The sequence below is a fragment of the Burkholderia sp. MSHR3999 genome (assembly GCF_000833595.1).
GTDB lineage: Bacteria > Pseudomonadota > Gammaproteobacteria > Burkholderiales > Burkholderiaceae > Burkholderia > Burkholderia ubonensis.
Genome location: NZ_JRFO01000006.1, coordinates 577,813 through 603,408, shown reverse-complemented (window position 1 = coordinate 603,408; position 25,596 = coordinate 577,813). Strand labels below are relative to the sequence as shown.

Annotated in this window: 23 protein-coding genes; 18 read left to right on the top strand and 5 right to left on the bottom strand. The window is 67.9% G+C overall.

Going from position 1 to position 25,596, the window contains the following annotated elements:
- Positions 1–102: 102 nt before the first annotated feature.
- Both KY49_RS19995 and KY49_RS19990 read left to right on the top strand, forming a co-directional pair.
- The gene (locus KY49_RS19995; RefSeq protein WP_042586296.1) at positions 103–876 is read left to right on the top strand and encodes a class II aldolase/adducin family protein; all 774 of its coding nucleotides are present in this window, start codon (positions 103–105) and stop codon (positions 874–876) included.
- A 306-nt stretch (positions 877–1,182) separates the two neighbouring features.
- Positions 1,183–1,617 (top strand): CHRD domain-containing protein, encoded by a 435-nt coding sequence (locus KY49_RS19990; protein ID WP_042586877.1) that lies wholly within the window; start codon positions 1,183–1,185, stop codon positions 1,615–1,617.
- Between the two features lie 139 nt (positions 1,618–1,756).
- Here the strand turns inward: KY49_RS19990 and KY49_RS19985 are convergent, their stop codons facing one another.
- Positions 1,757–2,611 carry an EcsC family protein gene (locus KY49_RS19985; protein ID WP_042586295.1) on the bottom strand — a complete coding sequence of 285 codons (855 nt, stop codon included), beginning with the start codon at positions 2,609–2,611 and terminating at the stop codon, positions 1,757–1,759.
- Between the two features lie 106 nt (positions 2,612–2,717).
- Between KY49_RS19985 and KY49_RS19980 the strand changes: the two genes are divergently transcribed.
- Together KY49_RS19980 and KY49_RS19975 are read left to right on the top strand one after the other, a co-directional pair.
- The gene (locus KY49_RS19980) at positions 2,718–4,313 is read left to right on the top strand and encodes an MDR family MFS transporter (RefSeq protein ID WP_042586294.1); all 1,596 of its coding nucleotides are present in this window, start codon (positions 2,718–2,720) and stop codon (positions 4,311–4,313) included.
- A 36-nt stretch (positions 4,314–4,349) separates the two neighbouring features.
- Positions 4,350–4,796, top strand: coding sequence for a MarR family winged helix-turn-helix transcriptional regulator (locus KY49_RS19975; RefSeq protein WP_042586293.1), 447 nt, complete (start codon positions 4,350–4,352; stop codon positions 4,794–4,796).
- Positions 4,797–4,827: 31 nt separating this feature from the next.
- Here KY49_RS19975 and KY49_RS19970 read toward each other — a convergent pair whose 3' ends face one another.
- Positions 4,828–5,409: a DJ-1/PfpI family protein gene (locus KY49_RS19970; protein WP_042586292.1), complete on the bottom strand. Its 582-nt coding sequence runs from the start codon at positions 5,407–5,409 to the stop codon at positions 4,828–4,830.
- 147 nt (positions 5,410–5,556) lie between these two features.
- Positions 5,557–6,837 carry an amino acid deaminase gene (locus KY49_RS19965; protein ID WP_042586291.1) on the bottom strand — a complete coding sequence of 427 codons (1,281 nt, stop codon included), beginning with the start codon at positions 6,835–6,837 and terminating at the stop codon, positions 5,557–5,559.
- A 119-nt stretch (positions 6,838–6,956) separates the two neighbouring features.
- Between KY49_RS19965 and KY49_RS19960 the strand changes: the two genes are divergently transcribed.
- From KY49_RS19960 to KY49_RS19950, 3 genes are all read left to right on the top strand, one after another.
- Positions 6,957–7,886, top strand: coding sequence for a MurR/RpiR family transcriptional regulator (locus KY49_RS19960; RefSeq protein WP_042586290.1), 930 nt, complete (start codon positions 6,957–6,959; stop codon positions 7,884–7,886).
- Positions 7,887–7,888: 2 nt separating this feature from the next.
- On the top strand, positions 7,889–9,370 hold the full coding sequence (locus tag KY49_RS19955) for an N-acyl-D-amino-acid deacylase family protein (RefSeq protein WP_042586289.1): 1,482 nt from the start codon (positions 7,889–7,891) through the stop codon (positions 9,368–9,370).
- A gap of 66 nt (positions 9,371–9,436) precedes the next feature.
- The gene (locus tag KY49_RS19950; RefSeq protein WP_010090694.1) at positions 9,437–9,823 is read left to right on the top strand and encodes a RidA family protein; all 387 of its coding nucleotides are present in this window, start codon (positions 9,437–9,439) and stop codon (positions 9,821–9,823) included.
- 108 nt (positions 9,824–9,931) lie between these two features.
- Here KY49_RS19950 and queF read toward each other — a convergent pair whose 3' ends face one another.
- Positions 9,932–10,756: an NADPH-dependent 7-cyano-7-deazaguanine reductase QueF gene (gene queF / locus KY49_RS19945; protein WP_042586288.1), complete on the bottom strand. Its 825-nt coding sequence runs from the start codon at positions 10,754–10,756 to the stop codon at positions 9,932–9,934.
- Between the two features lie 11 nt (positions 10,757–10,767).
- Positions 10,768–12,291: a threonine ammonia-lyase, biosynthetic gene (gene ilvA / locus KY49_RS19940; protein ID WP_042586287.1), complete on the bottom strand. Its 1,524-nt coding sequence runs from the start codon at positions 12,289–12,291 to the stop codon at positions 10,768–10,770.
- Between the two features lie 500 nt (positions 12,292–12,791).
- Between ilvA and KY49_RS19935 the strand changes: the two genes are divergently transcribed.
- From KY49_RS19935 to aspS, 11 genes are all read left to right on the top strand, one after another.
- Positions 12,792–16,811 carry a DUF3683 domain-containing protein gene (locus KY49_RS19935; RefSeq protein WP_042586286.1) on the top strand — a complete coding sequence of 1,340 codons (4,020 nt, stop codon included), beginning with the start codon at positions 12,792–12,794 and terminating at the stop codon, positions 16,809–16,811.
- A 34-nt stretch (positions 16,812–16,845) separates the two neighbouring features.
- Positions 16,846–17,289 carry an HIT family protein gene (locus KY49_RS19930; RefSeq protein ID WP_042586876.1) on the top strand — a complete coding sequence of 148 codons (444 nt, stop codon included), beginning with the start codon at positions 16,846–16,848 and terminating at the stop codon, positions 17,287–17,289.
- Positions 17,286–17,699 carry a gamma-butyrobetaine hydroxylase-like domain-containing protein gene (locus tag KY49_RS19925; protein WP_010090705.1) on the top strand — a complete coding sequence of 138 codons (414 nt, stop codon included), beginning with the start codon at positions 17,286–17,288 and terminating at the stop codon, positions 17,697–17,699. Before KY49_RS19930 ends, KY49_RS19925 begins: the two co-directional genes overlap by 4 nt.
- A gap of 52 nt (positions 17,700–17,751) precedes the next feature.
- Positions 17,752–18,483 carry a bifunctional demethylmenaquinone methyltransferase/2-methoxy-6-polyprenyl-1,4-benzoquinol methylase UbiE gene (gene ubiE, locus KY49_RS19920; protein WP_010090706.1) on the top strand — a complete coding sequence of 244 codons (732 nt, stop codon included), beginning with the start codon at positions 17,752–17,754 and terminating at the stop codon, positions 18,481–18,483.
- Between the two features lie 41 nt (positions 18,484–18,524).
- A complete protein-coding gene (locus KY49_RS19915) occupies positions 18,525–19,529 on the top strand; it encodes a Tim44 domain-containing protein (protein WP_042586875.1) in 1,005 nt (334 codons plus the stop codon).
- A 135-nt stretch (positions 19,530–19,664) separates the two neighbouring features.
- A complete protein-coding gene (locus tag KY49_RS19910; protein WP_042586285.1) occupies positions 19,665–20,291 on the top strand; it encodes a ubiquinone biosynthesis accessory factor UbiJ in 627 nt (208 codons plus the stop codon).
- A gap of 12 nt (positions 20,292–20,303) precedes the next feature.
- Positions 20,304–21,881 (top strand): ubiquinone biosynthesis regulatory protein kinase UbiB, encoded by a 1,578-nt coding sequence (gene ubiB, locus KY49_RS19905; RefSeq protein WP_042586284.1) that lies wholly within the window; start codon positions 20,304–20,306, stop codon positions 21,879–21,881.
- A gap of 21 nt (positions 21,882–21,902) precedes the next feature.
- Positions 21,903–22,538: a methyltransferase domain-containing protein gene (locus KY49_RS19900; protein WP_042586283.1), complete on the top strand. Its 636-nt coding sequence runs from the start codon at positions 21,903–21,905 to the stop codon at positions 22,536–22,538.
- Positions 22,539–22,645: 107 nt separating this feature from the next.
- Positions 22,646–22,972, top strand: a complete 327-nt coding sequence (locus tag KY49_RS19895; RefSeq protein ID WP_042586282.1) for an FmdB family zinc ribbon protein — start codon at positions 22,646–22,648, stop codon at positions 22,970–22,972.
- Between the two features lie 61 nt (positions 22,973–23,033).
- Positions 23,034–23,684 (top strand): DUF502 domain-containing protein, encoded by a 651-nt coding sequence (locus tag KY49_RS19890; protein WP_010090712.1) that lies wholly within the window; start codon positions 23,034–23,036, stop codon positions 23,682–23,684.
- A 60-nt stretch (positions 23,685–23,744) separates the two neighbouring features.
- Entirely contained in the window at positions 23,745–25,547 is a 1,803-nt protein-coding gene (gene aspS / locus KY49_RS19885; protein WP_042586281.1) for an aspartate--tRNA ligase, read from the top strand.
- The last annotated feature ends 49 nt before the right edge of the window (positions 25,548–25,596 follow it).

The window sequence follows — 25,596 nt, the reverse complement described above, 5'->3', positions numbered from 1 at the left end:
ATATGGTTGCATGCGCAACGATCAGGGGGTCGTGAAGGTGCTGCCGGAATCGCCGCACATCGCGTGCGGCCCGGCACGCGCCTGCCCAACAGGAGCACTCGCATGCATCACGTGCCGAACCAGCCGTTTGCCCGTCCCGCCCGCTTTTCCGACGCCGAATGGCAGGCGCGCGTGCAGCTTGCGGCCGCTTACCGCATCTTCGATCAGCTCGGCTGGACCGAGCTGATCTACAACCATATCTCGCTGCGCGTGCCGGATGCCGACGGGCACTTCCTGATCAATCCGTTCGGCCTGCACTACCGCGAGGTGTGCGCGTCGAATCTCGTCAAGGTCGACATCGACGGCAACGTGATCGGCCATTCCGACTGGCCGATCAATCCGGCGGGCTTCACGTTCCACGGCGCGATCCATGCCGCGCTGCCGGACGCGCATTGCGTGATGCACGTGCACACGACGCCCGCGATGGGCGTGTGCAGTTCGCGCGGCGGCCTGTCGTTCTCGAACTTCTACGCGGCGCAGCTGTACGGCAAGGTCGCGTATCACGACTTCGAAGGCATCACGGTGCACCTCGACGAAGGCCGGCGCATCGTCGCGAGCGCCGGCGGGCGGCCCGTCCTGCTGCTGAGGAATCACGGGCCGGTCACGATCGGGCGCACGCTTGCCGAGGCGTTCTCGCTGATGTGGCTGCTCAATCGCGCATGCGAAGTGCAGGTCGCGACGCACGCGATCGGCGACCCGCTGCCGATCGCGCCGCCGGTGCTCGAGGCGTGCGTGCGCGACTCGCTGAACTTCGACCCGAAGCACGGCGCGGGGCAGGATGCGTTCGACGCGCTGCAGCGTATCGTCGATCGCATCGATCCGGGGTATCGCGGCTGACGCGCCGGCCGTGCGACGTCCGGCAGCGAGGCAGGGCGACGCCGTGTCCCCATGTCCGTCGAGCAGGCAAAAAAAACGCGGCCGGGTGGCCGCGCAAATACTCGCAGACTCCTTCGGACGAAGGAAACAAGCAACTGTGAAACGAAGTGTAGCGAAACGCTGCGCGCGGATTCAGGCGTCCGGCTGAAAAGGTCTGTTCCAGGATGCGTCAGGCTGGCCGATGCACTCACGCAGCGGCGCCGATCGACTAAGATTGGCGGGACGTCATCCGTCCGGATGGCGCACACCGTCGTACAAGGAGATTCCATGCCGAAGCTGCGTTTCCTCCAGGTGGCGTTACTCGCGGGCGTGCTGGCTGCCGGCAGCGCCGCCGCCGAAACGGTTCGCCTGGTAGCCGACCTTCAGCCGTCGAGCGAGGTGCCGCCCACCACCAGCCACGGTTCGGGCAACGTCGACGCGACTTACGACACGGCCACCCGCACGTTGCAATGGACGATCACCTACAAGGACCTGACCGGCCCGGCCGCCGCTGCGCATTTCCACGGGCCGGCGTCCGTCGGGCAGAACGCCGGCGTCCAGGTGCCGATTCCGAAGGACGGCCTCGCGAGCCCGATCAGGGGTTCGAAGGAACTGAACGATGCGCAGGTGACCGAACTGATGGCCGGCAAGTGGTACTTCAACATCCATACGAAGGAGCATCCGTCCGGCGAGATCCGCGGGCAGGTGCTGCCGGCCGGCTGAGCGGCGGCGCTTGACGTAGAGCCGCTCCTTGAACGACACGCCGTGCCCGATCCCGCGCGCCCGGCGCTTCAGGGAATTGCGGATGCGCGGGCGCCGCCGGCAACGCGAAGGCGGCCGGCGTTGCGTTCGAGCGGGCGGTTCAGCGCGTGGGCGGCGCGTCGATCGCCTGATAGGCGGCCTCGACGGCCGCGGCGCCGTACTTGCGCTCGAGCCGGCGCACGGTGAAGTGGCCGTGCGCCATCTGCTGGAAGTGATCGATGAACAGCGTGTTGACGGTCGCGCCGAGCACCGCGCCGATCGCCGGGATCGACTTCGCCGCCATCTGCTCGGTCACCTGCACCGAGAAACGCGACGCGATGGTCTGCACGAGCCTGAACAACGCGGCCGAGCCATGCGCGCCGATGCCCTTCGACGTGATGTCCGACGACGCCTTCGAGATCGCCTGCGCGAGCGCGCCGCGCAGCACGAAGTAGCCGAGATCGGCGTCTTCTTCTTTCTTGTCCGGGTTGCCGCCCATCCCGAGCACGGCGAGGCACTGCAGTTGCGCGTCCACCGACGACAGGTCCTCGCCTTCGCTGCGCGCGATGTCGCAGACCGAGCGGAAGATCAGCGTCGTCGTGACCGGCAGCTCGACCGGCAGCGCGACGAAGCCGAACGCGCCGCCGGCGGCGCCCGTCGTCGCGACCGCGAGCTTGTGCAGCAGGTTGCTCGGCCTGTCGTGCATGTCGGGCGCGTCGGCGTCGGGCGCCGGCGGCTTGCCGAGCGTGCGCAGCGCGAGGTTCAGGCACTTGCGCAGCGCGAGCTGGGTCGCGTCGTTGATCTTGCCGGTCGCGAAATCCGGCAGCCTGCCGATCATCTTCTCGATCGGCGCGCCGAGCAGGCCCGTCAGCTTCATCGTCAGCGACGGGCTTTCCAGCACCTGCTTCGCGCGCCGCAGCGCATCCCGATCGTCCGCCGACAGCGTCGTCGCCACTTCGCTTGAAATCGGTTCCATCTTTCTCCCTCGCAACCCCGGCCCAAATGCGGCCGCCAGCTAGGTTATCGCACCAATGATAGAATTTTGAGATTCTTTGACTCGTCAAAAGTTGCGAAGACAAAAAATGGCCGTCCACACCGCCGCCCACCATTCGAGCGGGCAAGTGCTGCCGTTCCGCGAATCGCTGCTCGCGATGATCGGCATCTCGTTCGTGACGATGCTCGTCGCGCTCGACCAGACCGTCGTCGGCACCGCGCTGCCGACCATCGTCGCCGAACTGAAGGGATTCGACCTGTATGCGTGGGTCGCGACGTCGTACCTGCTCAGCTCGGTGATCACCGTGCCGATCTTCGGGCGGCTCGGCGACTACTACGGGCGCAAGCCCTTCGTGATCGCGTCGATCGTCGTGTTCACGGGCGCGTCGGTGCTGTGCGGGATGGCCAACGACATGCTCTACCTGGTGCTCGCGCGCGGCCTGCAGGGCATCGGCGGCGGGATGCTGGTCGGCACCGCGTTCGCGTGCATTCCCGATCTGTTCCCCGATTCCGTCGTGCGGCTGCGCTGGCAGGTGATGATGAGTTCCGCGTTCGGCATCGCGAACGCGATCGGGCCGTCGCTCGGCGGCGTGCTGACCCAGTCGCTGGGCTGGCGTGCGGTGTTCTACGTGAACCTGCCGGTCGGCCTGCTGTCGCTGCTGTTCGTGTGGCGCTACCTGCCGCACCTGCGGCACGTCGAGCATGACCGGAAGATGCGGCTCGACTGGCCGGGCGCGCTCTTGATCGCGCTGTCGCTCGGCGCGCTGCAGCTGTTCGTCGAGTGGCTGCCGAAGCACGGCGTCGCCGGCTGGCCGACGCTGCTGCTCGGCGTCGCGCTCGCCGCCGGCATCGGGCTGTGGCGCTGGGAGAAGCGTTGCGCGCAGCCGATTTTGCCGTTCGACATGTTCGGCAATCGCGCGCTGTCCGCGCTGTTCGTGCTCGCGATCCTCGCCGGCTTCTCGATGTTCTCGCTGCTGTTCTACGCGCCGCTGCTGTTCCAGGGCGGGTTCGGCATGTCGCCGAAGGAAGCGGGGCTCGTCATCACGCCGCTCGTCGTGTTCATCACGATCGGCAGCATCATGAACGGCCGCGTCGTCACCCGCATCCGCCACCCGAACGCGATGCTGCACGTCGGCTTCGCGCTGTTCGCGATCACGTGCGCCGGCGTCGTCGTGTCGACGCATGCGACGCCCCGCTGGCTGCTGATGGCGCTGATGGTCGCGGGCGGCGTCGGCCTCGGCTTCGTGCTGCCGAACCTGACGGTGTTCGCGCAGCAGACCGCCGGACGCGAGCACCTCGGCATCGCCACCGCGCTGCTGCAGTCGCTGCGGATGGTCGGCGGGATGGCCGGCACCGCGCTGACGGGCACGCTCGTCAGCCAGATGTATGCGGGCGGCGTGCGCGACGCGCTCGGCGCCGACCACGCGCTGCAATGGCACGCGCAGCTCGCCGACCCGCAGATCCTGATCGACCGCGCGGCGCAGGCCGGCCTCGTCGGCGAGTTGACGCGCGCCGGGCATAATGGCGCGCTGCTGCTGGAAGCCGCCCGCGAATCGCTCGTCAGCGCGATTCACGTGGGCGTCGCGGTGGCGGCGGTGGTGGCCGTGTATGCGGTGTGGCAGTGCCGCCGCGTGCCGCCCGTCACGCTGCGGCGCAAGATCGAACCGCATGTCGCGGCCGATTGACTCCGATCAACCGATTGAACGAACCGAACTGAACGCATGGAAGAACAGGACCGCGTCGCGATCTTGCAGCAATTCGGACGGACCTATCGCGCGTTCTTGACCGCGTTCGAGGCGCACGTCGGCCAGCCGATGCCGCGCTGGCGCATCATGGTCGCGCTGCACTCGCTGGGTGGGGAATCGTCGCAGAAGCGGCTCGTCGAGATTCTGCGGATCGACCCGGGCGCGCTCACGCGCCAGTTGAAGTCGCTCGACGCGCTCGGCTGGGTCGAGCGCGAATCCGACGAGCGCGACAACCGCGTGACGAACGTGAAGCTGACCGCCGACGGGCGCGTGGCGTTCGAGGCGAGCCTGCCGCGCCGCCGCGCGTTTCTCGACAAGACGGTCGCGCGGCTGCCGGACGACGTGCTGACGGCGCTGTCCGGCGCGCTGGCGATGCTCGAGGAGCGGATCGCCGAAGTCGGCACGCCGCCGCCGGCGCACTGAGCGGGCAGCGGCGCGCGGCCGGCGTGCCGGGTTACAGCTCGATGCGCGTGCCGAGCAGCGCGAGGAATTGCGCGAGCCACGCCGGATGCGCGGGCCACGCGGGCGCGGTGACGAACGGCGCGTCGGTGACCGCCGCGTCGACCGGAATGTCCGCATATTCGCCGCCCGCGAGCTTCACTTCGGGCGCGCAGGCCGGGTAGGCCGAGATGCGCTTGCCGCGGATCACGTCGGCGGCGGCGAGCAATTGCGCCGCATGGCAGATCGCGGCGATCGGCTTGGCCGCGGCCGCGAACGCGCGCACGAGCGCGATCACCTTCGGATCGAGCCGCAGATATTCCGGCGCGCGGCCGCCCGCGATCGCGAGCGCGTCGTAGCGCGCGGCGTCGACGTCGTCGAACGACGCGTTCAGCGTGAACTGGTGGCCGGGCTTTTCGGTGTAGGTCTGGTCGCCCTCGAAGTCGTGGATCGCGGTCTTGATCCTGTCGCCCGAGCGCTTGCCCGGGCAGACCGCGTCGACGTGGTGGCCGACGGCCTGCAGTGCCTGGAACGGCACCATCGTTTCGTAGTCTTCGGCGAAATCGCCGGTGAGGAACAGGATCTTCTTCGCGGCCATGGCTTTCTCCCGGGTTCCATGCAAAGTTGAGCGGGGCGAGAGCGCGCCCCGGGACGAAAGCGCAGTGTACTCCGGCGGCCTGAAACCGGTATGACGCAAGGCCGCCCCGTCGCGCGACGGGGCGGCCGGATCACGTCGGAAGGACGGTCAGAAGAACGTTTCGACCACTTCCGTCACGCGGAACTGCGGATCGAGCACGAGCAGCTGGCGCCACTTGTCGAACGTCAGGCACGGGTGCGAGATGTCGAACGCGATCATGTCGCCGACCTTCACGTCCGCGCCGGGCGGGATCTGCAGGTACGCGTGCTGGTCCATCAGGCCGGTGATCGCCCAGCCTTCGGCTGCTGCAACGTCGCGCGGCGCGCTGTCGCGGCCCGGGCGGAAATGCCGGGCCGGCTCGGGCAGGCCCGCGTCGAACGCCGAGTCGCGCTTGCCGAGCGCGACGATCGCGCGGTTCGGTTCCGGCACCGACTGCACGTACGCCCACAGCTGCAGCGCCGGCAGCAGCCCTTCGCCCATCTTGCGCGCGGTCGGGTTGCGCGCGAACACGTCGGTCTGCGCCTTCTTGTAGATGCCGACGTCGTGCGTCAGGTAGCAGCCCGGGCGCAGCACGACTTCCGCGAAGCCGGCGCCGGACGCCTTCGCGAATTCCTCCGCGACCACGTCGTACCACGCCGAACCCGCGCCGGACAGGATCGCCGGCGTGCGCGCGAAGCGGCCGGCGGCGGCGAGCTCGCGCGTCAGCGCGACCGCGCCCTGCAGGAACGCGCGGATCTCGCCTTCCTCCTTCAGCACGCCTTCGTAGAGTTCGATCCCGGCCAGCTTCAGCGTGTCCGGATAGCGGGCGAGCGCCGCGAGCACCGCGTCGCGCTGCGCGGCGTCGCGCACGCCGGTGCGCCCGCCCGGCACGCCGAGCTCGAGCAGCACGTTGAGCGACTTCTTCGCGTTGCCGAAGAACTGGCCGAGCTGGTCGACGCCGTCGGCGGAATCGACGAGGCAGAAGAACTCGAAATCGGGATCCGACAGCAGCCCCGCGATGATCGTCATGTTCTGGCGGCCGACCAGCTGGTTCGCGAGCAGCACGCGCCGCACGCCGCCGTGATACGCGGCCTGCGTCTGGTGCGCAGTCGCGAGCGTGATGCCCCACGCGCCGGCGTCGAGCTGGCGGCGGAACAACTGCGGCGCCATCGTCGTCTTGCCGTGCGGCGCGAACTTGACGCCGTATTCCTCGACGAACGCCTGCATCCACTTCAGGTTGTGCTCGATGCGGTCCTCGTACAGCACCGCGGCCGGCAGGCTGACGTCCTCCGCGAGCAGGTTCCACTCGAGGCGGCCCGCGTCGCCGAGCGGCACGCTCGCGCTCGGCACATTGCCGAGGCCCTTGCCGAACGGATCGATCGTTGCATCCTGATAGTTTGTAACTTTCATGTCATCCCGCTCCATCATTGATATGCATTGCACTGAAGTTGACATGCCGATGGTACAGAAAGTAGCATCGGCGCGGTAATGTTATTTAGTAACATGGTGCGCCGCACCCATTCCCGCAGATGAATTCGTCCGCCACTTCGTCTTCCGTACCGCCGGCTGCCGGCGCTGCCGCCCAGCCGGCCGTCGACATCGTCGCCCGGATCGCCGAATGCGCGCCCGAGCTGCGCGACGCCGAGCGCAAGGTGGCCGCGTTCATCCTCGCCGATCTCGCGCGCGCCGCGCATGCGAGCATCGGCACGCTCGCGCGCGACGCCGACGTGAGCGTCGCGACGGTCACGCGCTTCGCGAAGGCGGTCGGCTGCCGCGACGTGCGCGAGCTGAAGCTGCTCGTCGCGCAGGCGGCGGCGGTCGGCCAGCGCTTTCTCGCGCCGTCCGACGGCGCGGGCGAGGATGACGCGAATCCCGCGTCGGTCGTCTACGACGAGATCCAGGTCGCACTCGCGCACAACCACCAGCTGCTGCGCCAGACGTCGTTCGACGCGGCCGCCGACCTGCTCGCCGGCGCGAAGATGGTCTACGTGTACGGGCAGGGCGGCGGCTCGACCGCGCTCGCCGACGAGCTGCGCTTTCGTCTCGTGCGCTTCGGCCGGCCGGTCGCGAGCTATCAGGACAGCGTGCTGCAGCGGATGGTCGCGGCGACGGCGTCGCGCGATTCCGTCGTGGTCGCGCTGTCGGTGAGCGGGCGCGTGCCGGAGCTGCTGGAAAGCTGCGCGCTCGCGAAGCGCTACGGCGCGCCGCTGATCGCGGTGACCGCGCCGGCGTCGCCGCTCGCGCAGCTTGCCGACCACCTGATTCCGGTCGTCGCGTTCGAAACCGATTTCATCTACAAGCCGTCGACGTCGCGCTACGCGATGATGATGGCCATCGACGTGCTCGTCACCGAGGTCGCGCTGCGGCTCGGCGACGCGTGCCGCGAATCGCTGCGCCGCGTCAAGCATGCGCTCGATGCGCACCGCGGCGGCGGAGACCGCCAACCGCTAGGAGACTGACCATGCATTCGCATCCCGAAGCCGCCGATACGCTGATCGTCGGCGCGCAGCTGTACGACGGCACCGGCGCGCCGCCCGTCGAGCGCGACGTCGCGATCCGCAACGGCGCGATCGTCGCGATCGGCAACCTGTCGAACTGGCTGGCCGAGGAGGTCGTCGAAGCGAACGGCCGCGCGCTGGCGCCGGGCTTCGTCGACGTGCATACGCACGACGACACGCACGTGATCCGCTCGCCGCAGATGCTGCCGAAGATCACGCAGGGCGTGACGACCGTGATCGTCGGCAACTGCGGGATCAGCGCGTCGCCGGTGACGCTCGCGGGCGATCCGCCCGACCCGATGAACCTGCTCGGCGAGCGCGGCGCGTTCCGGTACCCGACCTTCGCCGACTACGTCGCGGCGGTGAACGACGCGCGGCCGGCCGTCAACGTCGCCGCGCTCGTCGGCCACACCGCGCTGCGCAACAACCAGATGGACCGCCTCGACCGCGCGGCCACCGATGCGGAAATCGCCGGCATGCGCGCGCAGCTCGAGGAGGCGCTCGCGCACGGCGCGCTCGGGCTGTCGTCGGGGCTCGCGTACGGCTCCGCGTTCGCGGCGCCGCCGGAGGAAGTGATGGCGCTCGCCGAGCCGCTCGCGAACGCGGGCGCGCTGTACACGACGCACATGCGCACCGAGTTCGACGCGATCCTCGACGCGATGGACGAGGCGTATCGCGTCGGCCGCCACGCGCGGGTGCCGGTCGTGATCTCGCACCTGAAATGCGCGGGCCCGTCGAACTGGGGCCGCAGCACCGAGGTGCTCGCGTCGCTCGAAGGCGCGCGCCGCTACCAGCCGGTCGGCTGCGACTGCTATCCGTACAGCCGCAGCTCGTCGACGCTCGACCTGAAGCAGGTGACGGGCGACATCGACATCACGATCACGTGGTCGGAGCCGCATCCGGAAGTGGCGGGCAAGCTGCTGAAGGCGATCGCGGCCGACTGGGGCGTGACCGAGCAGGAGGCCGCGCAGCGGATCCGGCCGGCGGGCGCCGTGTACCACAACATGTCCGAGGACGACGTGCGGCGGATTCTGTCGCATCCGGCGACGATGGTCGGCTCGGACGGCCTGCCGAACGATCCGCTGCCGCATCCGCGGCTGTGGGGTGCGTTCCCGCGCGTGCTCGGGCATTACGCGCGCGACACCGGCCTGCTGCCGCTCGAGGAGGCGATCCGCAAGATGACGTCGCTGTCCGCACGCCGCTTCGGGCTCGCGGGGCGCGGCGAGGTGCGCGTGGGCTTCCACGCGGATCTCGTGCTGTTCGATCCAGCGCGCGTGATCGACGCGGCGACCTTCGACAAGCCGCAGCAGCCCGCGCACGGCATCGACGCGGTGTGGGTCAACGGCGTGCTGACCTACCGCGACGGCCAGCCGACCGGCGAACGTGCGGGCGGCTTCGTCGCGCGCGGCGCGCGAGCGCAGGCGAGCGCCGATGCAGTGTTCTGACAGGGGCAATTTCCGCGCGCGCCGCGTTGGGCGCGCGCATCCGTAACCAGGAACAGGAGTGAAACGATGAAGCGATATGGCGTAGGCGAAGCGAAGGGCACGGGCGGGCAGGTGATGCCGTTTGCGCGTGCGGTCGAGGCCGACGGCTGGCTGTACGTGTCGGGCCAGACGCCGATGGTGAACGGCGAGGTGGTCGAAGGCGGGATCGTCACGCAGTCGAAGCAGGCGATCGAGAACGTGATCGCGATCCTGAAGGAAGCCGGCTACGGCCTCGAGCACGTCGTGCGCTGCGGCGTGTGGCTCGACGACGCGCGCGATTTCGCGTCGTTCAACAAGGTGTTCATCTCGTACTTCGGCGAGCATCCGCCGGCGCGCGCGTGCGTGCAGTCGAGCATGGTGATCGACTGCAAGGTCGAGGTCGATTGCATCGCGTACAAGGCGCCGGTGAAGTAACGCCCGAAGTTGCTCCACACGCGCATCTGTCGAATGAAAAAACACCCCGATCGGCGCAAGCCGGTCGGGGTGTTTTATTTCGCGGCGCCGGCGGACGGCCGCGCCGCGTCACTGCCGCGCCGTCCGCGCGTTATCCGGCATCGGCTGGTTGTAGTTCGTGCGGAACGGGTTGATATCGAGCCCGCCGCGGCGCGTATAGCGCGCATACACCGCGAGTTTTACCGGTTTGCACGCATGCAGGATGTCGAGGAAGATCCGCTCGACGCACTGCTCGTGAAAGCCGGTGTGATTGCGGAACGAGATGATGTAGCGCAGCAGGCCCGCATGGTCGATCTGCGGCCCGACGTAGTGGATCTGCACGCTGCCCCAGTCCGGCTGGCCGGTGACCGGGCAGTTCGATCTCAGCAGGTCCGACACGAGCGTTTCCTCGACCGGCGCCTCGTCGTGCGCGGCGGTGAGCAGCGACGGATCGGGCTCGTAGATGTCGGTGTCGAGATCGAGCCGGTCGAGCGACAGCCCGTCGAGCTCGTCCATCTCGAGCTTGCCGAAGTCGTGCGGCGACACGAGCTGCACGGAAACGCTCGCGCCGCACGCGGCCGACACGTCGCGCTTCAGCGCGTCGCGCACCGCGTCGATCGAATCGAACTTCGTCTGCGCGAACGAGCCGAGATACAGCTTGAACGACTTCGATTCGATGATGTTAGGCGATTCGGCCGGCACGTAGAACGTCGCGACCGCGACCTGCGGCTTGCCGCGCGCGTTGAGCCACGACAGCTCGTACGCGTTCCAGATGTCGGTGCCGAAGAACGGCAGCGCCGACGTGATGCCGATCTGCGCGCGCGCGCCGGCGCGCGGGATCGGGAACAGCAGCGACGCGTCGTACTGGTTCGCGTAGACGGTTGCCTTGCCGAGCGGGGAGTGTTCGGGATTCATGATGGGCTCGCTCAGGACAGGAACAGGCGATAGGCCGGATTGCCGCTTTCCTCGACGTACGGATAGCCGAGCGTCGCGAGGAAGCGTTCGAACTCCGCATGGTCGGCGGGCGGCACCTGCAGGCCGACGAGGATCGAACTGTAGTCCGCGCCCTGGTTGCGGTAGTGGAACAGGCTGATGTTCCAGTCGGGCGCCATCGACGACAGGAACTTCATCAGCGCGCCCGGGCGCTCCGGGAATTCGAAGCGGAACAGCCGCTCGTCGAGCGCGAGCGGCGAGTGGCCGCCGACCATGTAGCGGATGTGCTCCTTCGACAGCTCGTCGTGCGTCAGGTCGACGGTCTGGAAGCCGTGCGACTCGAAGTTCGCGGCGATCTCCGCGGATTCGCCGCGGCGCTTGATCTGCACGCCGACGAAGATGTGCGCGGCCCGCGCATCGGCGATCCGGTAGTTGAACTCGGTGACGTTGCGGTCGCCGACGAGCGAGCAGAAGCGCTTGAAGCTGCCGCGCTCCTCGGGGATCGTCACCGCGAACACCGCTTCGCGCGCCTCGCCGACCTCGGCGCGCTCGGCGACGAAGCGCATCCGGTCGAAGTTCATGTTCGCGCCCGACGTGATCGCGACGAGCGTCTGGTTTTCGATGCCTTCGCGTTCCGCGTAGAGCTTCGCGCCCGCGACCGCCAGCGCGCCGGAGGGTTCGAGCACGCTGCGGGTGTCCTGGAACACATCCTTGATCGCCGCGCACAGCGCGTCGGTGTTGACCGTCAGGACGCCGTCGAGGTGTTCGCTGCAGAGCCGGAAGGTCTCCTCGCCGACGAGCTTCACCGCGGTGCCGTCCGCGAACAGGCCGACCTCGGCAAGCTCGATGCGGCGGCCGGCGTCGATCGACTGCGCCATCGCGCACGAATCCTCGGTCTGCACGCCGATCACCTTGATCTCCGGGCGCACGGCCTTCACGTACGCGACGATGCCCGCGGCGAGCCCGCCGCCGCCGATCGGCACGAAGATCGCGTGGATCGGGCCCTGGTGCTGGCGCAGGATCTCCATCGCGACGGTGCCCTGGCCCGCGATCACGTACGGATCGTCGAACGGGTGGACGAACGTGAGGCCGCGCTCTTCCTGCACCGTCAGCGCATGCTTGTACGCGTCGCTGTACGACTCGCCCGCCTGGATCACCTCGACCGACGGGCCGCCGTGCGCGCGCACCGCGTCGACCTTCACCTGCGGCGTCGTGACCGGCACGACGATCACGGCCTTGATGCCCATCCGGGCCGCCGAGAACGCGACGCCCTGCGCGTGGTTGCCCGCCGACGCGGTAATCACGCCGCGCGCGAGCGCATCGGCCGGAATGTGCGCCATCTTGTTGTACGCGCCCCGCAGCTTGAACGAGAACACCGGCTGGTTGTCCTCGCGCTTCAGGTAGACGGGGTTGCGCAGCCGGGCCGACAGGTTGCGGGCCGGTTCGAGCTCTGTCTCGATCGCGACGTCGTAGACGCGCGCGGTGAGGATTTTCTTCAGATAATCGTGGGATGCCATGGGCGCTCGCGTGCAGTGCGGATGCAGACGTAAAGGATCAATGATAGCGCCTGGGGTCTGTTTCGATACGGTTTGCATGTGCGTCGCGACCGTTTGCGGCGGTGCGACGCCGATCCGGCGGGCTTAACCGGCCGGTTACCGACCGGACGGACGGCGAATGGCGGCCCGAAACCGCTTCGGGCCACGGCCGGCGGGCCTTCCGCCGATATCCCCACGGCCGGTCCGAGGTCTCACGCGAGGCTCGATCATGGGTTAGAATTCCGTTTTGAATCAAGGATCGGAAGATGCAGAGGCACCCTCGGATCGCCCCTTTGAAGCCGTCGCCGCGCGCAGCCAGCCCCGCGGCGCAACGGCATGCGCGCCGCGCGCGATCGTGCTGATGGCTCCGAGTGCCGCCAGGCCGTGTCGCGCCTGGTACTAGAACAGATTTCCCCAAGATTGCGCCCACGCGCTTGCCGACGCCCGTTGCCCGGTGTTTCGGCCCTCCGAGTCGTCCGAACATGAACGCACCACAAGTTTTCGATCCGCATGGCGCGGCCGCCGCCGTCGCCGCCGACCCCGCACCTCGTCTGCGCGAGATCCCGTACAACTACACCTCGTTCTCCGACCGCGAGATCGTGATCCGCCTGCTGGGCGAGGAAGCCTGGGCCGTGCTCGACGAGCTGCGCGCCGAGCGCCGCACCGGCCGCTCGGCGCGGATGCTGTACGAAGTGCTCGGCGACATCTGGGTCGTGCGCCGCAACCCGTACCTGCAGGACGACCTGCTCGACAACCCGAAGCGCCGCGCGCTGCTGATCGAGGCGCTGAACCACCGCCTCGGCGAGATCGAGAAGCGCCGCCACGCCGACCTGAGCGCACACCAGGACGACGCGGGCCGCGAGCGTGCGGTGCGCGTCGGGATGCTCGAGGCCGCCGCGCAGCGCGCGGTCGACGAGTTCGCGGAGGAATTCGACAAGATGGCCGAGCTGCGCCGCCGCGCGACCAAGGCGCTCGGCCGCTGCACGCAGAAGGACAACATCCGCTTCGACGGGCTGTCGCGCGTGTCCCACGTGACCGATGCGACCGACTGGCGTGTCGAGTACCCGTTCGTCGTGCTGACCCCGGACACCGAAGCGGAGATCGCGGGCCTGATCAAGGCCTGCTTCGAGCTCGGCCTGACGGTGATCCCGCGCGGCGGCGGCACCGGCTACACGGGCGGCGCGGTGCCGCTCACGCCGTTCTCGGCGGTGATCAACACCGAAAAGCTGGAGCAGCTCGGCGCGGTCGAGCTGACCGAGCTGCCGGGCGTCGCGCACAAGGTGCCGACGATCTTCTCCGGCGCGGGCGTCGTCACGCGCCGCGTGACCGAGGCGGCGGAGGCGGCCGGCTACGTGTTCGCGGTCGATCCGACCTCGCTCGACGCGTCCTGCATCGGCGGCAACGTCGCGATGAACGCGGGCGGCAAGAAGGCCGTGCTGTGGGGCACCGCGCTCGACAACCTGGCCTGGTGGCGGATGGTCGACCCGGACGGCAACTGGCTCGAAGTCACGCGCCACGAGCACAACCAGGGCAAGATCCACGACATCCCGGTCGCGCGCTTCGAGCTGAAGTGGTTCGACGGCGCGTATGCGCCGGGCGAGAAGCTGCTCAAGAGCGAGATGCTCGAGATCGAGGGCCGCCGGTTCCGCAAGGAGGGGCTCGGCAAGGACGTCACCGACAAGTTCCTCGCCGGCCTGCCGGGCGTGCAGAAGGAAGGCTGCGACGGCCTGATCACGTCCGCGCGCTGGGTGCTGCACAAGATGCCCGCGCACACGCGCACCGTCTGCCTCGAATTCTTCGGCCAGGCGCGCGAGGCGATCCCGAGCATCGTCGAGATCAAGGACTACCTGTTCGAGACGTCGAAGCAGGGCGGCGCGATCCTCGCCGGCCTCGAGCATCTCGACGAGCGCTACCTGCGCGCGGTCGGCTATGCGACGAAGAGCAAGCGCAACGCGTTCCCGAAGATGGTGCTGATCGGCGACATCGTCGGCGACGACGCCGATGCGGTCGCGCACGCGACGTCCGAGGTCGTGCGGATGGCCAACGGCAAGAGCGGCGAAGGCTTCGTCGCGGTCAGCGCCGAGGCGCGCAAGCGCTTCTGGCTCGACCGCAGCCGCACCGCCGCGATCGCGAAGCACACCAACGCGTTCAAGATCAACGAGGACGTCGTCATCCCGCTGAACCGGATGGGCGAGTACACCGACGGCATCGAGCGCATCAACATCGAGCTGTCGCTGAAGAACAAGCTGCAGCTCGTCGATGCGCTGGAGGCGTTCTTCACGAGCGGCAACCTGCCGCTCGGCAAGACCGACGACGCGAACGAGATCCCGAGCGCCGAGCTGCTGGAAGACCGCGTGCAGCAGGCGCTGGAGCTGCTCAAGCGCGTGCGTGCGCGCTGGGAGTTCGTGCGCGACCGGCTCGACCAGCCGCTGCGCGAGGCGCAGCACTACCTCGTGCAGCTCGGCTACGAGGCGCTCGCGGAGAAGTTCGCGGACCGCGTCGACCAGCAGCCGGGCGTGAACGTGTTCCACATCACGCAGGACCGCACGGTGCGGATCTCGTGGAAGCAGGAGATCCGCGCGGAACTGCGTGCGATCTTCAACGGCGGCGCGTTCAAGCCGATCCTCGACGAAGCGCAGGCGATCCACAAGCAGGTGCTGCGCGGCCGCGTGTTCGTCGCGCTGCACATGCACGCGGGCGACGGCAACGTCCACACGAACATCCCGGTCAACTCCGACAACTACGAGATGCTGCAGGACGCCCACGCGGCGGTCGCGCGCATCATGACGCTCGCGCGCTCGCTCGACGGCGTGATTTCCGGCGAGCACGGGATCGGCATCACGAAGCTCGAGTTCCTGACCGACGACGAGATCGCCGAATTCCGCGCGTACAAGCAGCGCGTCGACCCGAACGGCCGCTTCAACAAGGGCAAGCTGCTCGACGGCGCCGATCTTCGCAACGCGTACACGCCGAGCTTCGGGCTGATGGGCTACGAGTCGCTGATCATGCAGCAGTCCGACATCGGCGCGATCGCCGATTCGGTGAAGGACTGCCTGCGCTGCGGCAAGTGCAAGCCGGTGTGCGCGACCCACGTGCCGCGCGCGAACCTGCTGTACAGCCCGCGCAACAAGATCCTCGCGACGTCGCTGCTGGTCGAGGCGTTCCTGTACGAGGAGCAGACCCGCCGCGGCGTGTCGATCAAGCACTGGGACGAGTTCAACGACGTGGCCGACCACTGCACGGTCTGCCACAAGTGCGCGACGCCGTGCCCGGTGAAGATCGACTTCGGCGACGTGACGATGAACATGCGCAACCTGCTGCGCAAGATGGGCAAGAAGAAGTTCAACCCGGGCAGCGCGGCGGGCATGTTCTTCCTGAACGCGACCAATCCGCAGACGATCAACGCCGCGCGCAGCGTGATGATGGGCGTCGGCTACAAGGTGCAGCGCTTCGCGAACGACATGTTGAAGAACGTCGTGAAGAAGCAGACGCAGCACCCGCCGGCGACCGTCGGCAAGCCGCCCGTCGTCGAGCAGGTGATCCACTTCGTCAACAAGAAGATGCCGGGCAACCTGCCGAAGAAGACGGCGCGCGCGCTGCTCGACATCGAGGACAACAAGATCGTGCCGATCATCCGCAACCCGAAATCGACGACCGTCGATTCGGAAGCGGTGTTCTACTTCCCGGGCTGCGGCTCCGAGCGCCTGTTCTCGCAGGTCGGGCTGGCCACGCAGGCGATGCTGTGGGAAGCGGGCGTGCAGACCGTGCTGCCGCCGGGCTACCTGTGCTGCGGCTATCCGCAGCGCGGCGCGGGGCAGTACGACAAGGCCGAGAAGATCGTCACCGACAACCGCGTGCTGTTCCACCGGGTCGCGAACACGCTGAACTACCTCGACATCAAGACGGTGGTCGTGTCGTGCGGCACCTGCTACGACCAGCTCGCGGGCTATGAATTCGACAAGATCTTCCCGGGCTGCCGGATCATCGACATCCACGAGTTCCTGCTCGAGAAGGGGATGAAGCTCGACGGCGTGAAGGGCACGCGCTACATGTATCACGACCCGTGCCACACGCCGATCAAGACGATGGACCCGGTCAAGCTCGTCAACGAGCTGATGGGCTCGGACAAGGACGGCTACAAGATCGAGAAGAACGAGCGCTGCTGCGGCGAGTCGGGCACGCTCGCGGTCACGCGCCCGGACGTGTCGACGCAGGTCCGCTTCCGCAAGGAAGAGGAGATCCGCAAGGGTGCGGCGAAGCTGCGCAGCATCCCGGTCGTGGCCGGCGACGCGCCGGCCCCGGCCGTGAACGGCGGCGCGGACGTGAAGATCCTGACGAGCTGCCCGTCGTGCCTGCAGGGCCTGTCGCGCTACAACGAGGACGCGAACATCGAGGCCGACTACATCGTCGTCGAGATCGCGCGCCAGGTGCTCGGCGAGAACTGGATGGCCGACTACGTCGCACGCGCAAACCATGGCGGGATCGAGCGCGTGCTGGTCTAATGCGGGCATGACGACCGCACGACTGGGGGCGACGATGAAATGCGTGTTTTGCCGTGAAGACGGCGGCGAGGTGCTCTGGCAGGACGACACGCTGCGTGTCGTCCTCGCGACGGGCGAGCACGACTACCCGGGCTTCTGCCGGGTGATCTGGGGCGCGCACGTCGCCGAGTTCTCCGATCTCGGCGACGTCGACCGCGCCCGCGTGATGGACGTCGTCTGCGCGGTCGAGCGCGCGGTGCGGCGCGTGATGCAGCCGAACAAGGTGAACCTCGCGAGCCTCGGCAACATGGTGCCGCACGTGCACTGGCACGTGATTCCGCGCTTCTCGAACGACGCGCATTTCCCGCAGCCCGTCTGGGCGCCGCGGCAGCGCAGCGTGTCGGAGGCGCTGCTGCGCTCGCGCGCCGCGCAGGCCACGCTGTTGCACAATGCGGTGCGTGAAGAGATTCAACGAATGACCGATTCGAGGCAGCCATGAGCGGTTTGACTTCCACGACCCCGATTCCGTCGGGCGTCGTCGTGCACGCGGTGTCGCGCGTGCTCGAATTGCAGTATCCGAGCGGCGAGAACTACCGGATCCCGTTCGAGCTGATGCGCGTCTATTCGCCGTCGGCGGAGGTGCGCGGCCACGGGCCCGGCCAGGAAACCCTGCAGACCGGCAAGCGCGAAGTGACGATCACCGCGCTCGAGGGCGTCGGCAACTACGCGCTGCAGCCGACCTTCTCCGACGGTCATTCGACCGGCATCTATTCGTGGGACTTGCTGTATCAGCTTGCGACGCAGCAGGATGCGCTCTGGCGCGACTATTTCGACAAACTGAAGGCGGCGGGCGTCGATCGCGACGCCCCGATGCCGGCGGCGGGCACGCCGCACGGCCACTGCCACTGAGCGACGGCGCCGGCACTCGGCGCCGTCTTGCCATTTACTGAGGATCAACGCGATGAGCAAAACCCACTTCGGCTTCGAAAGCGTCGAGGAAAACGATAAAGCGAAGAAAGTGGCGGGCGTGTTCCATTCGGTCGCGAGCAACTACGATCTGATGAACGACCTGATGTCGGCGGGCATGCACCGCGCGTGGAAGGCCTTCACGATCGCGCAGGCGAACGTCCGCCCGGGCTACAAGGTGCTCGACATCGCGGCCGGCACGGGCGACCTGACCAAGGCGTTCGCGAAGGCCGCCGGGCCGACCGGCGAGGTCTGGCACACGGACATCAACGAATCGATGCTGCGGGTCGGCCGCGACCGGCTGCTCGACAAGGGCATCGTGACGCCATCGCTGTTGTGCGACGCCGAAAAGATTCCCTTTCCGGACAACTACTTCGACGTGGTCACGGTCGCGTTCGGGCTGCGCAACATGACGCACAAGGATGCCGCGCTCGCCGAGATGCGCCGCGTCGCGAAGCCGGGCGGCCGCGTGATGGTGCTCGAATTCTCGAAAGTGTGGGAGCCGCTGAAAAAGGCGTACGACCTGTATTCTTTCAAAGTATTACCGTGGCTTGGCGACAAGTTCGCGAAAGATGCCGACAGTTACCGGTATCTTGCCGAGTCTATCCGGATGCATCCCGATCAGGACACGCTGAAGACGATGATGGAGCAAGCGGGCCTCGATGCAGTCAAATATTACAATTTGTCAGGTGGCGTGGTAGCTTTACACCTTGGAACCAAGTATTAAGGGGTTCTTTCCATACGTTTGCCTTACATCTGGAGATGCTGATGTCCCAATCGCGTTCGTTGTTCAACCGTAGCAAGCCGTCGAAGCCGTGGGCTCGACGGGTCGGCACGCTGCTGATGGTCGGCCTGCTCACGGCCGGCACGTTCGCATCGCTCGACGCCGAAGCCAGGCGCATGGGCGGCGGGCGCAGCATCGGCCGCCAGAACTCCACCGTCACGCAGCGCCAGGCGACGCCGCCTGCGCAGCAGCCGATGCAGCAGGCCGCGCCTTCGCAGGCGCAGCGCGCGAACCCGGCCGCGCCTACGCCCGCCGCGCAGCCGAACCGCTCGCGCTGGCTCGGGCCGATCGCCGGCCTCGCGGCCGGTCTCGGCATCGCGGCGCTGCTGTCGCACTTCGGCCTCGGCGGCGCATTCGCGAGCATGATGTCGAACCTGATCGTGATCGCGCTGCTCGCGGCGATCGGCATCTGGCTGATCCGCAAGTTCATGAATCGCCGCCGTTCGAACGAGCCGGCATACTCGGTCGGCGGCTCGGCGTCGGCATCGGGCAGCTATTCGCAAGGTCCGTCGTTCCAGGCCGGCAGCGGCAGCAGCTACGCGAACGAAGCGCAGGGCGTGTTCGGCGGCGGCACGGCTGGTGCGGCGGCAGGCGCTGCTGCGGCGCCGTTGCAGGTTCCGGCCGGCTTCGACACCGAAGCGTTCCTGCGCAGCGCGAAGGTCTACTTCGTGCGCCTGCAGGCCGCGTGGGACCAGGGCAACCTGGCCGACATCCGCGAGTTCACGACGCCCGAGATGTTCGCCGAGATCAAGATCGACCTCGATTCGCGCGGCAACGAAGCGAACCAGACCGACGTCGTGCAGCTCGACGCCGAGCTGGTCGCGATCGAGGATCGCGGCATCGAGCAGTCGGCGAGCGTGCGCTTCCACGGCCTGATCCGCGAGGCGGCGAACGCGCCGGCCGCGCCGTTCGACGAAGTGTGGAACCTGGCGAAGTCGGGTAGCCAGGGCTGGTTGCTCGCGGGCATCCAGCAGCTCAACACGCACTGAGCGCTGGCGGGCGGCCCGCCGCTGCGACCGCTTGCCGCTCAGGCTTGCGGTCGGACACGGGTCTTGCCCGATCCGACGTTACAATAGAAACCCGCGTGGACGTCCGGTCCGCGCGGGTTTTTCTTTCCCAGCCCGATGACCTTTGCCGCCAAGCCTTTTGCTGCTGCTGTCAATCACCTGCTCGCGCGCGAATCCTGGGCGCGTGACCGCCTGATTCCCTACGCGGGCAAGACCGCCCGCTTCGACGTGCCGCCCGTCACGCTCACGCTGCTGGTGCAGCCCGACGGCTATCTGTCCGCGGTCGATGCGCAGGACGCGCAGCACGTCGACGTGTCGATCGCGCTGGCTGGCGACGCCGTGGCCGCGTTCCTGCAGGGCGGGCAGGCGGCCGTGATGAAGCACGTGAAGATCGAGGGCGACGCGGAGTTCGCGACGCAGATCGCGAAGCTGGCCGAGCACCTGCGCTGGGAACCGGAAGAAGATCTCGCGAAGCTGGTCGGCGACGCGGCGGCGCACCGGATCGCGACGGTCGTGCGCGACGCCGGCGCGCGCGCGCGCCGCACCGGCCGCAATGTGCTCGATTCTGTCGTCGAATATTGGCTCGACGAGAAACCGCAAGTTGTCCGGCGTGCGTCGCTCGCGGACCTCGACGCCGAACTGGCGCGCGCGCGGGACGCGCTCGCCCGGGTCGAGAAGCGGGTCGAGCGACTCGAACAAAAAATCGGCGCGCGCACGGGCGGCAGCCCGCGCGGCGCGCACTGAGGGCCGCCGGGCATGCGCATTTTCCGTTTCATCAAGATTCTCTACACCGTCATCCGCTTCGGCCTCGACGAGGTGATGCTGTCCCGGATCGAGGACCGGCGCGTGAAGCTGCTGCTGCGGATCACGACGATCGGCCGCCGCTATTCCGATCCGCCGGCGGTGCGGCTGCGCCGCGCGCTCGAAAGCCTAGGCCCGATCTTCGTGAAATTCGGCCAGGTGCTGTCGACGCGCCGCGACCTGCTGTCGGTCGATTTCGCGAATGAGCTTGCCAAGCTCCAGGATCAGGTGCCGCCGTTCGACTCGTCGGTCGCGATCGGGCTCATCGAGAAGGCGCTCGGCGCGCCGGTCGACGAGCTGTTCGACGAATTCGAGCGCGAGCCGGTCGCGAGCGCGTCGATCGCGCAGGTGCATTTCGCGAAGCTCAAGCAGGGCGTGCACGCGGGCAAGGCGGTCGCGGTGAAGGTGCTGCGCCCGAACATGCTGCCCGTCATCGATTCCGACCTCGCGCTGATGCGCGACATCGCGACGTGGACCGAGCGCATGTGGGCCGACGGCCGGCGCCTGAAGCCGCGCGAGGTCGTCGCCGAATTCGACAAGTACCTGCACGACGAACTGGACCTGATGCGCGAGGCGGCGAACGGCAGCCAGCTGCGCCGCAACTTCGCGGGCCTCGACCTGCTGCTCGTGCCGGAAATGTTCTGGGATTTCTCGACGTCGACCGTGCTCGTGATGGAGCGCATGTCCGGCGTGCCGATCAGCCAGGTCGAGACGCTGCGCACGGCGGGCGTCGACATCAAGAAGCTCGCGCGCGAGGGCGTCGAGATCTTCTTCACGCAGGTGTTCCGCGACGGCTTTTTCCACGCGGACATGCACCCCGGCAACATCCAGGTGAGCCTCGACCCGAAGACCTTCGGCCGCTATGTCGCGCTCGACTTCGGGATCGTCGGCGCGCTGTCCGATTTCGACAAGAACTACCTCGCGCAGAACTTCCTCGCGTTCTTCAAGCGCGACTACCACCGCGTCGCGACGCTTCACCTCGAGTCGGGCTGGGTGCCGCCGGACACGCGCGTCGAGGAGCTCGAAAGCGCGATCCGCGCGGTGTGCGAGCCGTATTTCGACCGCGCACTGAAGGACATCTCGCTCGGCCAGGTGCTGATGCGCCTGTTCTCGACGTCGCGCCGCTTCAACGTCGAGATCCAGCCGCAGCTCGTGCTGCTGCAGAAGACGATGCTGAACGTCGAGGGGCTCGGCCGCTCGCTCGATCCCGAGCTTGACCTGTGGAAAACCGCGAAGCCGTACCTCGAGCGCTGGATGACCGAGCAGATCGGCCTGCGCGGCTGGTACGAGCGCTTCAAGGTCGAGGCGCCGCAATGGAGCAAGACGCTGCCGCAACTGCCGCGCCTGATCCACCATGCGATCGCCGCGCGCCACGACGCGCCGCGCGCCGCGAGCGAAGACCTGATGCGGCAGATCCTCGTCGAGCAGAAGCGCACCAACCGGCTGCTGCAGGCGCTGCTGATCTTCGGGCTGGCCGTGGGCGTCGGCGCGCTCGTCGCGCGGGTGCTGCTCGCGCTCGCGTACAGCGCCTGACACCCGCCTGGAGACCATCCGATGTCCGACCCGATCCGCGAAACCCCGCCCGCCGCGCCGCGCGCCGCGGAATTCTCGTCGCGCGACCCGGGCGACGCGTCGTTCTGGGACGAGCGCTTCGCGCGCGGCATGACGCCGTGGGAATTCGGCGGCGTGCCCGACGGCTTTCGCGCGTTTGCGAGCCGCCACGCGCCGTGCGCCGTGCTGATTCCCGGCTGCGGCAGCGCGCAGGAAGCGGGATGGCTCGCGCAGGCCGGGTGGCCCGTCAGGGCAATCGATTTCGCCGAGCAGGCGGTCGCCGCCGCGAAGGCGCAGCTCGGCGCGCACGCGGACGTCGTCGAGCAGGCGGACTTCTTTGCGTATGCGCCGCCGTTCGACGTGCAATGGGTCTACGAGCGCGCATTCCTGTGCGCGCTGCCGCGCGACCGGCGCGCCGCCTACGCGGCGCGAATGGCCGCGCTGCTGCCGGCCGGCGGGCTGCTGGCCGGCTACTTCTTTGTCGGCGCGACGCCGAAGGGGCCGCCGTTCGGCATCGACCGGGAGGAACTCGACGCGCTGCTCGGCCCGCACTTCGAGCTGGTCGAGGATCTGCCGGTCGCCGATTCGCTGCCCGTGTTCGAAGGGCGCGAGCGCTGGCTCACGTGGCGCCGCCGCTGATGCCGGCGCTTACCCGGGCGCGTCCGGCCGTTGCCGGGGTGCGCCAGGGTTTCGGCTATAATTCAAGGTTTTGCAAGCCGTTTCCAGTTTCTGCGGGAAAAAATACCATGCCGATCTACGCCTATCGATGCGAAGCGTGCGGTTTCGCGAAGGACGTGCTCCAGAAGATGAGCGACGCGCCGCTGTCGCAGTGTCCCGAATGCGGGAAGGATGCGTTTCGCAAGCAGTTGACCGCTGCGGGCTTTCAGCTGAAGGGCTCGGGCTGGTACGTCACCGATTTCCGCGGCGGCTCGGGCGGCACGAGCGCGCCGGCGGCGGCGTCCGGTTCGGGCGATGCGGCGCCGGCAGCCGCCGCGCCCGCGTCCGGCTCGGACAGTGCGGCGAGCGCCGCGCCGGCGCCCGCGCCGGCTGCGACGCCTGCGGCCGGCAGTTGACTGTCGCGGCCCCGCCGGGCCGCGCCCATTCCGCGCCGCCGGTGCGACTATTTGACGGCAGATGATGAAAAAGACGACCCTGAAATCGGTGTTTCTGACCGGCCTGCTGGTTCTCGTCCCGCTCGCGATCACGCTGTGGGTGCTCGGCCTCATCATCGGCACGATGGACCAGACGCTGCTGCTGCTGCCGGAATCGTGGCAGCCGGAGCGGATGTTCGGTTTCCGCGTGCCGGGGATCGGCGCGGTGCTGACGCTCGCGTTCATCTTCATCGTCGGGCTCGCGACGCAGAACTTCATCGGCCAGAAGCTCGTCACGTGGTGGAATGCGGTCGTGCGCCACATTCCGGTCGTCGGGCCGATCTACACGAGCGTCAAGCAGGTGTCGGACACGCTGCTGTCGAGCAGCGGCAATGCGTTCCGCAAGGCGCTGCTGATCGAATATCCGCGCCGCGGGTCGTATACGATCGCATTTCTGACCGGCACGCCCGGCGGCGACGTGCTCAATCATCTGACGGAAGAATACGTGAGCGTGTACATCCCGACGACGCCGAACCCGACGTCGGGCTTCTTCCTGATGCTGCCGAAGAGCGAAGTCATCGAACTCGACATGTCGGTCGATGCCGCGCTGAAGTACATCGTCTCGATGGGCGTGGTGGCGCCCCCGGCGCCGGCACCGGCGCCCGCCCGCCGTCCCGTCGAGCCGCCGCTGTAAATCATTGCCCGGGCCGCGCGTTGCGGCGCCCGTTGATCAAACCGAACGAAAGCAAACATCATGTCGATGCGAACTGAATACTGCGGTCTCGTGACCGAACACCTGCTGGGCCAAACCGTGTCGCTGTGCGGCTGGGTGCAGCGCCGCCGCGATCACGGCGGTGTGATCTTCATCGACCTGCGCGATCGTGAAGGCCTCGTGCAGGTGGTCTGCGACCCGGACCGCGCGGAGATGTTCGCGACCGCCGAAGGCGTGCGCAACGAGTTCTGCGTCCAGGTGAAGGGCCTCGTGCGCAACCGTCCGGAAGGCACGGTCAACGCGGGCCTGAAGAGCGGCAAGATCGAAGTGCTGTGCCACGAGCTGACCGTGCTGAACGCGTCGGTCACGCCGCCGTTCCAGCTCGACGACGACAACCTGTCGGAAACGACGCGCCTCACGCACCGCGTGCTCGACCTGCGCCGTCCGCAGATGCAGCACAACCTGCGCCTGCGCTACCGCGTCGCGATCGAGGCACGCAAGTACCTCGACGAGCAGGGCTTCATCGACATCGAGACGCCGATGCTGACGAAGAGCACGCCGGAAGGCGCGCGCGACTACCTCGTGCCGTCGCGCGTGAACGCGGGCCAGTTCTTCGCGCTGCCGCAGTCGCCGCAGCTGTTCAAGCAGCTGCTGATGGTCGCGAACTTCGACCGCTACTACCAGATCACCAAGTGCTTCCGCGACGAGGACCTGCGCGCCGACCGTCAGCCGGAATTCACGCAGATCGACTGCGAGACGTCGTTCCTCGGCGAACAGGAAATCCGCGACCTGTTCGAGAACATGATCCGTCACATCTTCAAGACGACGATCGACGTCGAGCTGGATGCGACGTTCCCGGTGATGCCGTACTCGGAAGCGATGGCGCGCTTCGGCTCGGACAAGCCTGACCTGCGCGTGAAGCTCGAGTTCACCGAGCTGACCGACGCGATGAAGGACGTCGAGTTCAAGGTGTTCAGCACGCCGGCCAACGCGAAGGACGGCCGTGTCGCGGCGCTGCGCGTGCCGAAGGGCGGCGAGCTGTCGCGCGGCGACATCGACGGCTACACCGAGTTCGTGCGCATCTACGGCGCGAAGGGCCTCGCGTGGATCAAGGTCAACGAGAAGGCGAAGGGCCGCGACGGCCTGCAGAGCCCGATCGTCAAGAACCTGCACGACGCGTCGATCGCGGCGATCCTCGAGCGCACCGGCGCCGAAGACGGCGACATCATCTTCTTCGCGGCCGACCGCGCGAAGGTCGTCAACGACAGCCTCGGCGCGCTGCGCCTGAAGATCGGCCACTCGGAATTCGGCAAGGCGAACGGCCTCGTCGAGGCGGGCTGGAAGCCGCTGTGGGTCGTCGACTTCCCGATGTTCGAATACGACGACGAGGACGCGCGCTACGTCGCCGCGCACCATCCGTTCACGAGCCCGAAGGACGAGCATCTCGAGTACCTCGAGACCGACCCGGGCCGCTGCCTCGCGAAGGCGTACGACATGGTGCTGAACGGCTGGGAAATCGGCGGCGGCTCGGTGCGTATCCACCGCGAGGAAGTGCAGAGCAAGGTGTTCCGCGCGCTGAAGATCGGCGCGGAAGAGGCGCAGCTGAAGTTCGGCTTCCTGCTGGACGCGCTCCAGTACGGCGCGCCGCCGCACGGCGGCATCGCGTTCGGTCTCGACCGCATCGTCACGATGATGGCCGGCGCCGATTCGATCCGCGACGTGATCGCGTTCCCGAAGACCCAGCGCGCGCAGTGTCTGCTCACGCAGGCGCCGAGCCCGGTCGACGAGCGCCAGCTGCGCGAGCTGCACATCCGCCTGCGTCAGCCGGAGCAGCCGAAGGCGTAATGCACGCTCGACCCTGAACGCGCGCATGGCGACACGCGCGCCGCACGAC

Excerpts from the sequence above, each read along its gene's own strand:
- KY49_RS19995 (WP_042586296.1), top strand. The coding sequence starts at position 103 with ATGCATCACGTGCCGAACCAGCCGTTTGCCCGTCCCGCCCGCTTTTCC.
- KY49_RS19990 (WP_042586877.1), top strand. The coding sequence starts at position 1,183 with ATGCCGAAGCTGCGTTTCCTCCAGGTGGCGTTACTCGCGGGCGTGCTG.
- KY49_RS19985 (WP_042586295.1), bottom strand. The coding sequence starts at position 2,611 with ATGGAACCGATTTCAAGCGAAGTGGCGACGACGCTGTCGGCGGACGAT.
- KY49_RS19980 (WP_042586294.1), top strand. The coding sequence starts at position 2,718 with ATGGCCGTCCACACCGCCGCCCACCATTCGAGCGGGCAAGTGCTGCCG.
- KY49_RS19975 (WP_042586293.1), top strand. The coding sequence starts at position 4,350 with ATGGAAGAACAGGACCGCGTCGCGATCTTGCAGCAATTCGGACGGACC.
- KY49_RS19970 (WP_042586292.1), bottom strand. The coding sequence starts at position 5,409 with ATGGCCGCGAAGAAGATCCTGTTCCTCACCGGCGATTTCGCCGAAGAC.
- KY49_RS19965 (WP_042586291.1), bottom strand. The coding sequence starts at position 6,837 with ATGAAAGTTACAAACTATCAGGATGCAACGATCGATCCGTTCGGCAAG.
- KY49_RS19960 (WP_042586290.1), top strand. The coding sequence starts at position 6,957 with ATGAATTCGTCCGCCACTTCGTCTTCCGTACCGCCGGCTGCCGGCGCT.
- KY49_RS19955 (WP_042586289.1), top strand. The coding sequence starts at position 7,889 with ATGCATTCGCATCCCGAAGCCGCCGATACGCTGATCGTCGGCGCGCAG.
- KY49_RS19950 (WP_010090694.1), top strand. The coding sequence starts at position 9,437 with ATGAAGCGATATGGCGTAGGCGAAGCGAAGGGCACGGGCGGGCAGGTG.
- queF (WP_042586288.1), bottom strand. The coding sequence starts at position 10,756 with ATGAATCCCGAACACTCCCCGCTCGGCAAGGCAACCGTCTACGCGAAC.
- ilvA (WP_042586287.1), bottom strand. The coding sequence starts at position 12,291 with ATGGCATCCCACGATTATCTGAAGAAAATCCTCACCGCGCGCGTCTAC.
- KY49_RS19935 (WP_042586286.1), top strand. The coding sequence starts at position 12,792 with ATGAACGCACCACAAGTTTTCGATCCGCATGGCGCGGCCGCCGCCGTC.
- KY49_RS19930 (WP_042586876.1), top strand. The coding sequence starts at position 16,846 with ATGAAATGCGTGTTTTGCCGTGAAGACGGCGGCGAGGTGCTCTGGCAG.
- KY49_RS19925 (WP_010090705.1), top strand. The coding sequence starts at position 17,286 with ATGAGCGGTTTGACTTCCACGACCCCGATTCCGTCGGGCGTCGTCGTG.
- ubiE (WP_010090706.1), top strand. The coding sequence starts at position 17,752 with ATGAGCAAAACCCACTTCGGCTTCGAAAGCGTCGAGGAAAACGATAAA.
- KY49_RS19915 (WP_042586875.1), top strand. The coding sequence starts at position 18,525 with ATGTCCCAATCGCGTTCGTTGTTCAACCGTAGCAAGCCGTCGAAGCCG.
- KY49_RS19910 (WP_042586285.1), top strand. The coding sequence starts at position 19,665 with ATGACCTTTGCCGCCAAGCCTTTTGCTGCTGCTGTCAATCACCTGCTC.
- ubiB (WP_042586284.1), top strand. The coding sequence starts at position 20,304 with ATGCGCATTTTCCGTTTCATCAAGATTCTCTACACCGTCATCCGCTTC.
- KY49_RS19900 (WP_042586283.1), top strand. The coding sequence starts at position 21,903 with ATGTCCGACCCGATCCGCGAAACCCCGCCCGCCGCGCCGCGCGCCGCG.
- KY49_RS19895 (WP_042586282.1), top strand. The coding sequence starts at position 22,646 with ATGCCGATCTACGCCTATCGATGCGAAGCGTGCGGTTTCGCGAAGGAC.
- KY49_RS19890 (WP_010090712.1), top strand. The coding sequence starts at position 23,034 with ATGATGAAAAAGACGACCCTGAAATCGGTGTTTCTGACCGGCCTGCTG.
- aspS (WP_042586281.1), top strand. The coding sequence starts at position 23,745 with ATGTCGATGCGAACTGAATACTGCGGTCTCGTGACCGAACACCTGCTG.